Source organism: Marinobacter pelagius, from assembly GCF_003315345.1.
Lineage (GTDB): Bacteria > Pseudomonadota > Gammaproteobacteria > Pseudomonadales > Oleiphilaceae > Marinobacter > Marinobacter pelagius_A.
The window spans coordinates 119,443-131,953 of record NZ_QNRO01000002.1; the positions used below are offsets into that span (position 1 = coordinate 119,443).

The 12,511-nt window shown below is 59.1% G+C and carries 13 protein-coding genes; 4 read left to right on the forward strand and 9 right to left on the reverse strand.

What is annotated here, in order from left to right:
- The first annotated feature begins 223 nt into the window (after positions 1–223).
- Entirely contained in the window at positions 224–727 is a 504-nt protein-coding gene (locus DET50_RS02725; protein WP_113861352.1) for a DnaJ domain-containing protein, read from the forward strand.
- A 1-nt stretch (position 728) separates the two neighbouring features.
- Here the strand turns inward: DET50_RS02725 and DET50_RS02730 are convergent, their stop codons facing one another.
- Positions 729–1,526 carry a secretin N-terminal domain-containing protein gene (locus DET50_RS02730; RefSeq protein WP_181799911.1) on the reverse strand — a complete coding sequence of 266 codons (798 nt, stop codon included), beginning with the start codon at positions 1,524–1,526 and terminating at the stop codon, positions 729–731.
- A gap of 354 nt (positions 1,527–1,880) precedes the next feature.
- Here DET50_RS02730 and DET50_RS02735 point away from each other — a divergent pair, with 354 nt between their 5' ends.
- Complete coding sequence (locus DET50_RS02735; protein ID WP_113861353.1) at positions 1,881–2,933, forward strand: 3-deoxy-7-phosphoheptulonate synthase; 1,053 nt, start codon at positions 1,881–1,883, stop codon at positions 2,931–2,933.
- Here the strand turns inward: DET50_RS02735 and DET50_RS02740 are convergent.
- On the reverse strand, positions 2,878–3,549 hold the full coding sequence (locus DET50_RS02740; RefSeq protein WP_113861354.1) for a LysE family transporter: 672 nt from the start codon (positions 3,547–3,549) through the stop codon (positions 2,878–2,880). The genes DET50_RS02735 and DET50_RS02740 overlap by 56 nt on opposite strands.
- 184 nt (positions 3,550–3,733) lie before the next feature.
- On the opposite strand from DET50_RS02740, the gene DET50_RS02745 reads away from it, so the two are divergent.
- Positions 3,734–5,176 (forward strand): dihydrolipoyl dehydrogenase, encoded by a 1,443-nt coding sequence (locus tag DET50_RS02745; RefSeq protein ID WP_113861355.1) that lies wholly within the window; start codon positions 3,734–3,736, stop codon positions 5,174–5,176.
- A gap of 17 nt (positions 5,177–5,193) precedes the next feature.
- Here DET50_RS02745 and DET50_RS02750 read toward each other — a convergent pair whose 3' ends face one another.
- Positions 5,194–5,469 (reverse strand): DUF2061 domain-containing protein, encoded by a 276-nt coding sequence (locus DET50_RS02750; RefSeq protein ID WP_113861356.1) that lies wholly within the window; start codon positions 5,467–5,469, stop codon positions 5,194–5,196.
- Positions 5,470–5,690: 221 nt separating this feature from the next.
- Here DET50_RS02750 and DET50_RS02755 point away from each other — a divergent pair, with 221 nt between their 5' ends.
- Positions 5,691–6,164, forward strand: a complete 474-nt coding sequence (locus DET50_RS02755; RefSeq protein ID WP_113861357.1) for a Dps family protein — start codon at positions 5,691–5,693, stop codon at positions 6,162–6,164.
- A gap of 49 nt (positions 6,165–6,213) precedes the next feature.
- Here DET50_RS02755 and DET50_RS02760 read toward each other — a convergent pair whose 3' ends face one another.
- From DET50_RS02760 to DET50_RS02785, 6 genes are all read right to left on the reverse strand, one after another.
- Positions 6,214–7,341: an NAD(P)/FAD-dependent oxidoreductase gene (locus DET50_RS02760; protein WP_113861358.1), complete on the reverse strand. Its 1,128-nt coding sequence runs from the start codon at positions 7,339–7,341 to the stop codon at positions 6,214–6,216.
- Positions 7,341–8,654, reverse strand: coding sequence for an SAM-dependent methyltransferase (locus DET50_RS02765; RefSeq protein ID WP_113861359.1), 1,314 nt, complete (start codon positions 8,652–8,654; stop codon positions 7,341–7,343). The genes DET50_RS02760 and DET50_RS02765 overlap by 1 nt, the downstream gene beginning before the upstream one ends.
- 141 nt (positions 8,655–8,795) lie before the next feature.
- Positions 8,796–10,091 carry a TRAP transporter large permease gene (locus tag DET50_RS02770; RefSeq protein ID WP_113861360.1) on the reverse strand — a complete coding sequence of 432 codons (1,296 nt, stop codon included), beginning with the start codon at positions 10,089–10,091 and terminating at the stop codon, positions 8,796–8,798.
- Positions 10,088–10,633 (reverse strand): TRAP transporter small permease subunit, encoded by a 546-nt coding sequence (locus DET50_RS02775; RefSeq protein ID WP_113861361.1) that lies wholly within the window; start codon positions 10,631–10,633, stop codon positions 10,088–10,090. Before DET50_RS02775 ends, DET50_RS02770 begins: the two co-directional genes overlap by 4 nt.
- A gap of 104 nt (positions 10,634–10,737) precedes the next feature.
- Positions 10,738–11,814, reverse strand: coding sequence for a TRAP transporter substrate-binding protein (locus tag DET50_RS02780; RefSeq protein WP_113861362.1), 1,077 nt, complete (start codon positions 11,812–11,814; stop codon positions 10,738–10,740).
- A 141-nt stretch (positions 11,815–11,955) separates the two neighbouring features.
- Complete coding sequence (locus tag DET50_RS02785; protein ID WP_113861363.1) at positions 11,956–12,414, reverse strand: ATPase; 459 nt, start codon at positions 12,412–12,414, stop codon at positions 11,956–11,958.
- Between the last annotated feature and the right edge of the window lie 97 nt (positions 12,415–12,511).

Consider the following 12,511-nt stretch of genomic DNA (forward strand, 5'->3'; position numbering starts at 1 on the left):
CACAGGTGATATTGGAGGCGGTTATTTTTCCGTAAAACGTAGCATCCTATAAAAAAACGAGAGGGCTTGTCACCGTTTTGACAGCCTTTAAGACTAAATTCAGAAAGCAGATCGAAAAGCAGTATCCAGGGGGCGCAATGCGCTACCCCCGATTGCCGGACACTGGCATTTTCCATATCGCAGGTGACACAATTACGACCGCATGCCAAAAGGGGATTAGCCCATGCAGTGGATTCTCGGTCTGGCGCTGGCCGCGGCCGTTTTCGTTATTCTTAAACGCTGGGGCGCATTGACGCCGGAAAAGAAAAAAGATGCCGTCTGGAAGAGCGTTCTGGTGGTCGGTGGTGCCCTGTTGCTGTTCATGGTACTGACTGGTCGGGTTCATGTCATTACCGCCGCCATTGCCGCGGTGATACCCCTGCTGCGCAAGGTGCCGGCCCTGTTGAAATATGCTCCGGCCCTGGCCCGGATGATGGGCAGGGAGATCCCCGATCCGGAGGCTGATTCACAGCAGCAGGCCGGCCAGAGTCCGCCATCGGCCAGTGATATGTCTGAACGCGAGGCCTGTGAAATACTGGGAGTGGAGCCCGGCTGCCCGAAGGAGGACATCATTGCCGCCCATCGCCGGTTGATCCAGAAACTGCACCCGGACCGGGGCGGCAACGATTACCTCGCCGCCAAGATCAACGAAGCAAAACAGGTGTTGCTGAAGAAGGTCCGGGCCTGAGTCAGGGCACAATCTCTACCTTGACCTCCACGCTGCGGCTGCCGGAGCGGTTGCTCTCCACCTGGTAGGCGATGCCACTGTCACTTCGGGTGCCGCTCCGGACTACGCTGCCCAGAGAAACCCATTGCCCGGGCTCCACCCGCCGGATCGTCAGCAGCGCTTCCGTCTCATAGCCCTGGATCTTGGCCGGATCCTCCTCGAACGAGACAATATTCAGTTCCACCGCCTGGCTCGAAATAACCTGAGCGCTGACCAGAAAACCGCTCCGGGTCTCCACCTGCTCGAGAAATGCCGCCGGATTCCGGCCTCCACGAATGGCGATGGGCAGGGTGCGAATCTGGCCGGAGGTGATGTGGGCGGTCTGGCCATCCTGAACCAGCAGGGTCCGCTGCTGGTTGCTACCGGTGCTGGTGGTCTTGCGCTCAACGGTCACAGCGACGTTCCCGTCCCGGGCTGAGACGCCCGCCCCCGAGCGTTCGCCACCGACTTCTTCACGGATCCTCACTGTGATCCGAAGCTGGGCGGGCGCTACGTCCAGTGACTCCACCAGAGTGCCGATCTCATCCAGCAAATGGGGCTCGCCCCGCACCATCAGCTGCTGTCCCCGGGCAGTCACCGTAACCGGGGCATTGGCATACAGGTCCCGGATCTGGGCGGCCACGTCTTCAGCGGAGCGGGCATCCAGCTGGTAACTGCGGGTCTCGGTCTGGGCATGGGCAGACACGGAAGTGAGCCAGATGGGCACGACCATGACCAACAGGACCAGTAAACGGCTCAGGCTGACGTGGAACGAGGGCATATGCACTCCGCAAAGACAGGGTAAACGGAAAAACTTTGGCCTCCGGGTTGCCAAGGCGGAAAGCGGAGGTATATATTGAAGAGCATGAAGACCACAAACGCGACCTGTCAATTGAATGTTCTGCAAGCTTTCGGGGTAAAACCGATGGCTGCGGTCGCTGCCGTGTTTTTTTGGTGGTTTGGTTATGGCTTTTATTTTAGCCAGAACCCGGGCCGCCTATAGGATTTTGATCCGACGAATTACGAGGAAGGCAGCCCGGCAGTAACCCAGGCTGCCACCGGACTCGAAAAAGCCCCGACTGGTAGCCCAGCTGGGGCTTTTTTGATTCTGACCAAGGGAAACGGGAACACCGCTATGAACATGCCACTGAAAGCCGATGCGCTGAACGATGCTGTTGCGGCAGCAGACAGCCACCGACAGGAAACCGCCCTGCCATCACCGGAACAACTGCGCCGGGAATTTCCTGCAGCACCGGATCTGTTGGCTCAGGTGCAGGGCTATCGACAGGCAATCCGGAATATCCTGCAGGGCAGGGATGACCGGACCCTGATCGTGATGGGACCGTGTTCCATTCACGATGAGCGGGCCGCACTGGATTACGGTCGCCGCCTGAAGCAGCTGGCCGATGATGTCAGTGACCGCTTCCTGATCGTGATGCGGGCATACCTGGAGAAACCCCGGACCACTGTGGGCTGGAAAGGTCTGCTGTACGATCCGGAGCGGAACGGGCAGGGGGACCTCCAGCAGGGGCTGGTACGTTCCCGCCAGCTTCTGCTGGAACTGGCCGGGCTCGGGTTGCCCCTGGCCACCGAGGCCCTCAGCCCGTTCGCCATGGATTATCTCGGTGATCTGGTCAGCTGGAGCGCTATCGGGGCTCGCACCACCGAATCCCAGATCCACCGGGAAATGGTGAGCGGTCTGCCCATGCCGGTCGGTTTCAAGAACGGCACTGACGGCGGGATCGCGGTCGCTACCAATGCCATGAAATCTGCGGCCCATCCGCACCATCACCTGGGCGTGTCCGCCACCGGGGCGCCGGTGATGATCTCGACCCGGGGTAACCCGGATACCCATCTGGTGCTCCGCGGCGGCCGGGGAATGACCAACTACGATGCGGACAGCATCGCCGCTGCTGTGGTAGGACTGGAGCAGGCGGCTCTGTCCACTGCCGTCATGGTGGACTGCAGCCACGACAACGCCTGCAAACAGGCGGAGCGCCAGATCGATATTGCCCGGGAAGTCCTGGCCCAGAAGCGGGCCGGTAACACCCATATCCGTGGACTGATGCTGGAAAGCTTCCTGGAACCGGGGCGCCAGGATGATGGTTGCGAGCTGCTCTATGGCTGCTCGATCACCGATCCGTGCCTGGGCTGGGAGCAGACAGAGGCTCTGATTCGCTCACTGTAGACAGCAGCAGTTGCGCAGCCAGGACCAGTAACACTCCACCCATGATCCGGTCCAGCCAGTGGCCAAAGCGATTGAAGGCCTGGCGGACCCGGGGCAGGGTGAAGAACACCGCCACCAGGGCAAACCAGGCGCCGGTGGCCACCGCCATGTAGATGCCATACCCCGCCTGCACCGCCAGGGGCGTGCCGGGGCTGATCACCACCGAGAACAGGGCCACGAAGAACAGTGTTGCCTTGGGATTGAGAGCATTGGTGAGAAAGCCGAGCCGCAACGCAGCGAAGGCTGACTGTGCCGGAGCGTTCCCGGTCTCCACATGAATACTGCCGGCCCTGGCCCGGAGGCACTGCAGGGCAATCCATGCCAGGTACAGGGCCCCGACCACTTTCAACACGCTGAACAGCATCACCGACTGTTTGATCAGCAGACCAATGCCCAGCAGGGAATAGGTCACGTGCACCAGAATGCCGGCGCCCACCCCGACGGCACTCAGTAACGCATTCCTCCGGCTCTGGCACAGGGCCTGCCTGAGCATCACGGCAAAATCCGGCCCGGGGCTGACCACAGCCAGCAGATGAGCCACGACAATGGTCAGGAATTCTGGCCAGTACTGAACCATTCGCTATCTCCCGTCGAACCTGTTGGCAGAAACCGGTAAGGGTAGGTCATTTTCCCATGGCTGTCCTGCCGCGATTGATCTGTTGGTTTACGCCGGCCCCCGGGCTGCTTCTATACTGGAAGAAAACAGATCACCAGCGAATTCATGGGATCCGGCCCACCTGTGCCGGCTGAGGAGGCATGTTGTGAAAAAGCACGAAGTGGATGTGGCGATCATTGGGGCAGGGACGGCCGGCATGGTGGCCTACCAGCGTGTACGCAAGGCAACAGACAAGGTCGTACTGATCGAAGGGGAGCAGTACGGTACCACCTGCGCCCGGGTCGGCTGCATGCCCAGCAAGTTGCTGATTGCGGCTGCAGAACGTGCCCATGCCATGGTGGAGGCGGAGGAATTCGGTATCTCGCCGGGAGAGGTTTCAATCGACGGCCGCCGGGTCATGGAGCGGGTGCGTAAAGAGCGTGACCGCTTTGTCTCGTCGGTGGTGGCATCCGTCAAGGGTTTCCCGGAACCTCACCGGTTGATGGGCCATGCCCGCTTTGTCGGCCCCAACCGCCTGATAGTGGGTGATGGCGTGGAGGTCCATGCCGAGCGCATTATTATCGCCACCGGTTCCCGGCCAAACATTCCGGGCTTTCTGAAGGAGGCCAAGGATCGCCTCGTCGTCAACGATGACCTTTTTGACTGGGACGACCTGCCGGATTCGGTGGCGGTCTTCGGGCCGGGTGTGATCGGTCTGGAGCTGGGACAGGCCCTGAGCCGCCTCGGTGTGCGGGTGCGTATGTTCGGCGTTGGCGGCGCGATCGGCTCGATCCAGGACGATGCCATCCGTGACTGCGCTCTGGAGACCTTCAACCAAGAGTTCCCGCTGGATCCGGATGCCGATGTTACCCATGTCGAGCGGACCGATGAAGGGGTGGCCGTGACCTTCAAAAACGGCTCGGGCGAGCCGGTGACCGAGACCTTCGATTATCTGCTGGCAGCCACGGGCCGCCGTCCGAACGTGGACAACCTGGATATCCAGAATGCTGATATCGAACTGGATGATCGGGGGTCACCGGTGTTCGACGAGTACACCCTGCGCTGTGGCGACAGTCATATCTTCATCGCCGGGGACGCCAACAATGACCGTCCCCTGCTCCACGAGGCTGCGGATGAGGGGCGTATCGCGGGAGACAATGCTGCCGCCTGGCCGGATGTGCGTACCGGACTGCGCCACGTTCCCCTGGGTGTGGTGTTTACCGATCCCCAGATCGCCTCGGTGGGCCTGACCATTGATCAGGTCGACAAACAGTGCCATGGATGTTTCGCGGTGGGTGAGGTTTCCTTTGCCGACCAGGGGCGCAGCCGGGTCATTGGCAAGAACCGGGGGATTCTCCGGGTCTATGGCGAGCATGGCAGTGGCCTGTTCATGGGGGCGGAAATGTTCGGGCCGGCGGCGGAACACATTGCCCACCTGCTGGCCTGGTGTGCCCAGAAACGGATGACCGTCAGTGAGATGGTGGCGATGCCCTACTACCACCCGGTGATCGAGGAGGGGCTACGTACCGCGCTCAAGCAGCTGAACCGGAACCTGCAGATCGGACCGGAGATCGCCGACGAGTGCCTCGAATGCGGGCCGGGAGTCTGACCGGCCCTTGATTTCAGTCAGCAGGTGCTGGGCTGATTGTGGGGTAGGGTGTTGTCCGAGCCCCTTGCATTACGCAGGCGGCGAGCCCATATCTTCTCGTGGAAGAAGTAGGCCACGGTGTTGATAGCCGGCTCGACCATGGCAATCAGGCTGCCCACAATGATGTCTCCTGTGAGCAGGTAAGCCACTGTGAAGGCAACGATAAAGTGGGTGATGGCGAAGGTGATTGTCTTCAGCAAGGATTGGTCACCCTTCGAACCATGGTCGTGTACGAACAGTTTCAAGGCACTCATGATTCGCTCCGCGTGTGTGGTCTTTAGATCTCATTTAAGAGCAAGTGAGAATTATTGTTAAATAGATTGTTTCAAGAAAATTGATAGTGCCGGGCTATAGCTTTGCCATTAGCTGTATAAGTCTGGGCTATGGAAGAGATTGTCTGATACAACTTCACGGATCTTGTTGGCCCGCTTAAAGTGGGGCATATAGATTTTAGACAGCGTCAAGGAGGTACGTAATGAGCAAGAATTTCATTGGTCTGGATAACGGGAAAACCGTTGAGTTGGCGGACGCCCTGAACGATCTGTTGTCCAACTACCAGATCTTCTACATGAACGTCCGTGGCTATCACTGGAACATCAAGGGCGAGAATTTTTTCGAACTGCACGCCAAGTTCGAGGAACTGTATGACGACCTGCTCCTGAAAATCGACGAGATCGCCGAGCGGGTGCTGACTCTCGGTCACCGTCCGGCCCACGCCTACAGCACCTACATGGAACGCTCGGAGATTCCGGAGCGTAAGGATGTCTCCGATGGTCGCGAAGCAGTGGAGAATATCGTGGAAAGCTTCGGCAAGCTCATCGGCAAGCAGCGCAGCCTGCTGAGCCTGGCCGGTGACGCCGAGGATGAAGGTACCGTTGCCCTGATGAGCGACTATATCTCGCAGCAGGAAAAGACGGTGTGGATGTATCGGAGTTACCTCGGGAAGTAACCTCGGGTGTTGTGAAAATGGCGGCCTGCGGGCCGCCATTTTTTGTGCCTTAGACTGCCACTTCCAGCGGCGGCACCTCCCGGTGGAGGAACCACTTCTCGGTCACCACCTTGCGAGTGAACCAGTGGGAACGCATCAGCGTACTGGCCAGTGGTGTCTTGAGCCAGTCCGGTACCTGCCAGCCCTGTTCCGTGTCCGACGCCCGGTTGCCAAAGCGTTCGGCAATGGCATCGCCATACACCTGCAGGGATGAGGCGGAATAATCCGTCGCCTTGCGAAGCACCTCGGCAGCGAGCAGGGCGGATTCCACGGCGGGGCGAATGCCCTCTCCGCTCTGGGTATAGGCCAGACCGGCGGAGTCGCCAATCAGGATCACGCCGTCGTCGACCAACGGGCGCTCGGCGTGGGCATACAGCAGGTAGGCGTGGCCCTTGAAGCGTCCGGGCAGGTCGGCAGGGATGCGGCCGCTGGTTTTCATCTCCTCGACGAATGCCTGCAGATGTTCGCTCAGTTTGTGGTTGTCCTCACGGCCCAGCCCGATATTGAGATAGTTGCCCTTGCGGAACACCCAGGCGTAGCCCTTCAGATCCCGGCAGAACCACAGCTCCGGGGTGTCGCCCCGGGCCTGGCAGACGCTGGCCTGTTCGTCGGTCATCTGGAATTCCACTTCCTTGGCCGCCACGACCGTTTCATGGCTACCCGGGCCTTCACCCAGCAGGCGGGCAACGGGGCAGAAGTGGCCGCCGGCACCGACGATCAATGGCGCCTCCCAGGCCTCGTTGACGACCCAGTTACCGTCCCGGCGTTCGATGGATTTCACCGGAGTGCCCAGCTGTCGGGTGGCCGTTGTCACCCGGTCCAGCAGGTAGTTATCGAACTCGCAGCGCCGGATGCCATAACTGACCACCTCGCCATGATCATTCTCCACCGGTGCCTGGCCCATCATGCCGATCCGGAACCGGCGGATCGGCTGAAGGGTTCGGCCGTTACCATAATCTGTCAGATCGATATCCAGTTCCTTCATGACCGCCGGAGTCACCCACCCCGCGCAGGTCTTGTCCCGGGGAAAGTCCTGTTTGTCGATGATCAGGATCCGTTTGCCGGTGTTTTCAAGGGCCTTGGCCAGGGTTGAGCCGGCAGGGCCGGCCCCGACGATGATCAGGTCGTAGTAATCCATCAGGCCTCCTCCGGGGCTGCCGGGAAGGTGTAAAGGTCACCCCGGTTTTGTGGCAGCTGGTTGTTGCCCCCGTGGGTGAACACCACCTGGAACAGTTGCAGTGACCCGGCACGGAAGGCCGCGATGGAGCCGGCGAGGTAGAGGCGCCAGGCCCGGGTGAAGTGCTCGTCGTACATGTCCGCAACCTTGTCCTGACTGGCCTCGAAACGCTCCATCCAGTGTGACAGCGTCTGGGCGTAGTGCAGCCGGAGATTTTCCACATCGATTACCGAGAAATTGCTGTGCTCGCAGATTTCCATGAACTCGCCAATGCTGGGCGGGTAGGCGCCCGGGAAGATCCGCTTCTCGATCCAGGCGTTCATCAGCATGGGCCGGTTTCGGCCGATGCTGTGGAGCAGGGCAATGCCATTGGGCTTCAGGCTGCGCTTGATCAGCTCCGACAGCGCCGGGTAATTCTCCTTGCCCACGTGTTCGAGCATGCCGATAGACACGAAGGCATCATACTGTCCTTCGATGTTTCGGTAATCGTCTTCCACATAGGTGATGAGCCCATCCAGTCCCTGGCGCTCGGATTCCTGCCGGGCGTAGGCCAGCTGTTCCCGGGAAATGTTGTAGGAGTGCACCTTCACACCGTAGTTGCGGGCCATGTAACGGGCCAGACCGCCCCAGCCACAGCCGGCCTCTACCACGGTCATGCCCGGTTTGAGACGCAGCTTTCGGCACACATGTTCCAGCTTGGCAAGCTGGGCCTGTTCAAGGGTCAGGTCCGGCTCTTCGTAGTAGGCGCAGGTGTACTGCATTTCCGCCCGGTCCAGCCAGAGCTGGTAGAATTCGTTTCCGAGATCGTAATGGTGATGGATGTTTTCCTTGGCTTCGGTAATGCCGGTGGAGCGGGGGTTGTGGTTTTTCCACAGCGCGTCCAGCCAACGGGGCCACTTCTCGCGCGCCGCATGGACCGCCCGGTACAGGGTTTCCATCAGGTCGGGCAGGTCGCCCTCGATATCGAGCCGGCTGGCGGCGTACAGATCGCCAAAGGCGAGATTGGGGTTGGCAACCAGTGAGTACAGTGCCTTGGGGTCTTTCAGGTGAAGAGTAAAGCTGGCTTCCTGCTGCTCCGGTTCGATCACATCACCGTTCCAGAGCCGGAACCTGACCGGCGGTGAACCGGCCATGCGCATCAGCTTGGTGACCAGCCAGCGTTCATAACTGTGTGGCTCGCGGTCAACCCGGGTGTCGGCCAGTGGCAGGGTCAGAACGTGGGCTTTCTGCTCTTTTTCCGATCGTTCGGTTTTCCGGGCAGTACTCTCAGTCATGGGGTTCCCCTTCCCTCGGTTACCTGTCTGAAATGAGTGACTTCCGTTCAGTATAGAAAACGATCACAAATTGTCAGGTTGGTTCCGCTCGGGCATAAAAAAACCGGGCTCGAAAGCCCGGTTCGTCAGGGAGCCGCTGGCTCAGTAGGTTGCGCTCATCCCGAACCATTCCGGGAAGATGACGATCAACGCCAGCACGAATATCTGTATGGCAATGAACGGAATGATGCCTTTGTAGATATCCGTGGTTTTCACCTCCGGTGGTGCCACCCCCTTCAGATAGAACAGCGAGAACCCGAACGGTGGCGTCAGGAAGCTGGTCTGCAGGTTCATGGCGATCAGGATGGCGAACCACAGCATGTTGATGCCCATGGCCTCGGCCACCGGCGCCAGGATCGGGACGATGATGAAGGAAATCTCCACGAAGTCGATGAAGAAGCCCAGCACCAGGATCACTACCATGGCCAGGATGATGAAGCCCCATTGCTCGCCCGGCAGCATGTGCAGCCAGTCTTCCAGCAGGTAATCACCGCCGGTGTAACTGAATACCATGGAGAAGGCCGTGGCACCGATCAGGATGGCAAAGACCATAGCGGTCACCTTGACGGTATCTGCGGCGCTGTCCCACACCATCTTGAACGAGAACTGGCGATAGATGATGGCCAGAACCACGGCACCGACGCCGCCGAGGGCTGAGGATTCGGTGGGGGTGGCAATGCCGGTGAAGATCGAGCCCAGGACCACCACAATCAGTGCCAATGGCGGAATGATTGCCAGCAGAGCAGAGCCGATCTCCTGCTTGCGAGAGCGGGTCGGGTCTTCCGGCATGGCCGGAGCGGTTTCCGGCTTCAGGCGGGTCATGATCAGGATGTAGATGATGTACAGACCGATGAGCACTACACCCGGCCAGACTGCGGCCTTGAACAGGTCACCAACCGGCAGGCCCAGTACGTCGCCCAGAATGATCAGGATAATAGACGGGGGCACGATTTGCCCCAGGGTACCGGAGGCGCAGATAGTACCGGTGGCCAGACGCTTGTCGTACTTGTGGGCCAGCATGACCGGCAGCGAGATCAGGCCCATGGCCACCACGCTGGCACCGACCACGCCGGTAGAGGCTGCCAGCAGGGCGCCCACCAGGATGGTGGAGATGGCGAGGCCACCGGGCAGGCCGCCGAACAGGCGCCCCATGGAGGTGAGTAGCTGTTCCGCCAGACGGGTGCGTTGCAGCACCACACCCATGAAGATGAACAGGGGAACTGCCATCAGCACGGTATTCTGCATCACACTCATGATGCGGAACGGCATGAAGGCAAACAGGTCCATGCCCTCGGCATAGATGCCGAAAAACAGGGCAACGCCGCCGAAAGTGAATGCCACCGGGAAACCGATCATCAGCATGAACAGGGCAACACCGAACATAATCATACCGATCATGCGAGACCCTCCCCGCTGTGTTCCACTTCATACTGCTTTTCACCGGAAAGTACCCGTATGGCAAAAGTCGCCATATTGAGTCCCGCCGTCCCGATGAAGAAAGCGGTAATCGGAATCACTGACTTGATGATCCAGCGATGGGGCAGGCCGCCGGGATCGCCACTACCTTCGCCCATGGCGTACGAATCAAGAGCGAAATTGTAGCCGTAGGTACCAATGAGATAGGCGAAGGGAATAACGAAAATGATAGCTCCGACCAGGTTGACCCAGGCCTTGGTCCTGTTGCTCCAGTTGGTGTAGAACACATCCACGCGCACGTGGCCATCCGTGCGCAGCGCGTAGGGAATACCCAACAGGAAAACCACCGAGTAAAGGTGCCATTCCATTTCCTGCATGCCGATAGAGACAGTGTTGAAGGCGTAGCGTGCCACTACGTCGTAAAAGACGTTTACTGCCATCAGGATCATTGCCACGCAGGCGATCCATCCGCAGATTTTCGAGAGCCATGCCAGGCCCTCGTCCAGTTTGATAATCCACCGCATCAGTGAGGTTCCTCCGCCAAGCGGGCTGGCGACTTTTCAGTTGCTATAAACGACAAAACCGGGACCACTCTGAGAGCGATCCCGGCTCCGTTACTGCCGATATCTTACTCGACTTCGGCCATGGTGTTGAGATAGGCCCGTGTGGAGATGTCGGTGTAGGCCCGGGTCTTCTCGAGGTACTCTTCCTGGGACTCGATAATACGAGACGCCAGTTCGTTGTCCGCTGCCGCTTCCTTCAGCAACTTCTCATTAGCTTTAACCATGGCCTGGAAAACGTCCTTCGGAAATTGCTTGATCTGGACGTTCGGGTGTTCTTCCTTGATGTTGGCCCAGGCGTCTGCGTTGGCGTGCTGAGAGTGAACCAGCATGTCATAGGCGGACACACGCATGGCGGTTTTCAGGATCGCCTGCAGATCCTCGGGCAGTTCGTCCCAGGTCTTCTTGTTGACCAGGAACTGCAGCTCAGTGGCCGGCTCATGCCAGCCGGTGTAGTAGTAGTCGGCAATCTGCTGGAAGCCCAGACGGAGATCCAGGGCCGGTCCTACCCACTCAACCGCATCAATGGTGTTGCGCTCCAGAGCGGTGTACAGCTCACCCGGCGGAATATTGGTCGGGCTGACGCCCACTTCTGCGAAGACTTCCCCGGCGAAGCCCGGGATCCGCATTTTCAGGCCCTGCAGGTCTTCGAGAGAATTGATTTCCTTGCGGAACCAGCCGCCCATCTGGACACCGGTGTTACCGCCCGGGAAGGACAGCATGTTGTGGGGCTCATACACTTCCTGCATCAGCTCCATGCCATCGCCATGGTAGAACCAGGCATATTGTTCGATGGCAGTCATGCCGAAGGGCATGCTGGTGAAGAACAGAGTTTCTGGAACCTTGCCCTTCCAGTAGTAGGACGCGGAATGGCCCAGGTCGTACTGGCCGGCCTTGACCATGTCAAAGACGCCGAGAGGAGCCTTGTGCTTGTTGGCAGAGTCGATGCGGATGCGCAGGCGGCCATCGGACATTTCTTCGGCCAGCTCGGCAAACCGTTTGGTGGTGTCACCGAAGATCGGGAAATTCGGTCCCCAGGTTTCCGCCAGTCGCAGTGTGTAGGTTTCCTGAGCGAGCGCCTGTGTGGCGGCAAAGGTAGTTGCCACAGCCAGCACAGCCGCGGAAAGAACAGAACGGATCTTCATTGCTCTTCTATCCTCTTGTCATTTTTATCGGGTGTTTCGTTCCCTGTAGGGATGAACAACTCCATATGTTAGTTTACGGTAGCAATTATTGCGCCCGAACGGAACGAATTAGTCTGGATCATTATACTTAGGTCGTACGTATTAGACGTCGTCCATCCTTCCGATCTGGCTGGCCAAGCGCATGGCCTCATGCTCCTCCAGGGATTTCAGGTCTTCCAGGAGCGCCTTGGCCTCGGGGATTTCGGCCTTGCCAATCAGTGAGTCGTACAGATCCATGACCTGATCGTGGAAATCGAAGATCTCCTTTTCGATACCGGCGAAGTCGAGATCCTTGTAGTGGATGTCGCAGGTGCGGTTGCGTTCGATCGGCTTGTGGACACCATAATCGTAAAGCCTGGTGCGCATTGCTTTCGGGTCGGCCTGCTTCTCGTATTCGGCCACCGCCTTCTCAAGCAGGCTCTCGTGGGTGCTGATGTAGTCCAGTAGCGCGCTGGCACGTTCGTTCGGGTGTTGTCCCGCGGATTCCTTCAGGCAGCGGGCAAGGTGGGCATGCAACTGGCGCGTCCAGTCAATCAGGTCGGCGAAGGTTTTGATTTCCATGGGATCTCCTGTTTACCTCAATGCAAGACTCTTCTATGGGTGAGTCTAGTTAATAATCCGGTGTAACATGACAGAACAGCTTAACGATATTGTCCAG

Excerpts from the sequence above, each read along its gene's own strand:
- DET50_RS02725 (WP_113861352.1), top strand. The coding sequence starts at position 224 with ATGCAGTGGATTCTCGGTCTGGCGCTGGCCGCGGCCGTTTTCGTTATT.
- DET50_RS02730 (WP_181799911.1), bottom strand. The coding sequence starts at position 1,526 with ATGCCCTCGTTCCACGTCAGCCTGAGCCGTTTACTGGTCCTGTTGGTC.
- DET50_RS02735 (WP_113861353.1), top strand. The coding sequence starts at position 1,881 with ATGAACATGCCACTGAAAGCCGATGCGCTGAACGATGCTGTTGCGGCA.
- DET50_RS02740 (WP_113861354.1), bottom strand. The coding sequence starts at position 3,549 with ATGGTTCAGTACTGGCCAGAATTCCTGACCATTGTCGTGGCTCATCTG.
- DET50_RS02750 (WP_113861356.1), bottom strand. The coding sequence starts at position 5,469 with ATGAGTGCCTTGAAACTGTTCGTACACGACCATGGTTCGAAGGGTGAC.
- DET50_RS02755 (WP_113861357.1), top strand. The coding sequence starts at position 5,691 with ATGAGCAAGAATTTCATTGGTCTGGATAACGGGAAAACCGTTGAGTTG.
- DET50_RS02760 (WP_113861358.1), bottom strand. The coding sequence starts at position 7,341 with ATGGATTACTACGACCTGATCATCGTCGGGGCCGGCCCTGCCGGCTCA.
- DET50_RS02765 (WP_113861359.1), bottom strand. The coding sequence starts at position 8,654 with ATGACTGAGAGTACTGCCCGGAAAACCGAACGATCGGAAAAAGAGCAG.
- DET50_RS02770 (WP_113861360.1), bottom strand. The coding sequence starts at position 10,091 with ATGATCGGTATGATTATGTTCGGTGTTGCCCTGTTCATGCTGATGATC.
- DET50_RS02775 (WP_113861361.1), bottom strand. The coding sequence starts at position 10,633 with ATGCGGTGGATTATCAAACTGGACGAGGGCCTGGCATGGCTCTCGAAA.
- DET50_RS02780 (WP_113861362.1), bottom strand. The coding sequence starts at position 11,814 with ATGAAGATCCGTTCTGTTCTTTCCGCGGCTGTGCTGGCTGTGGCAACT.
- DET50_RS02785 (WP_113861363.1), bottom strand. The coding sequence starts at position 12,414 with ATGGAAATCAAAACCTTCGCCGACCTGATTGACTGGACGCGCCAGTTG.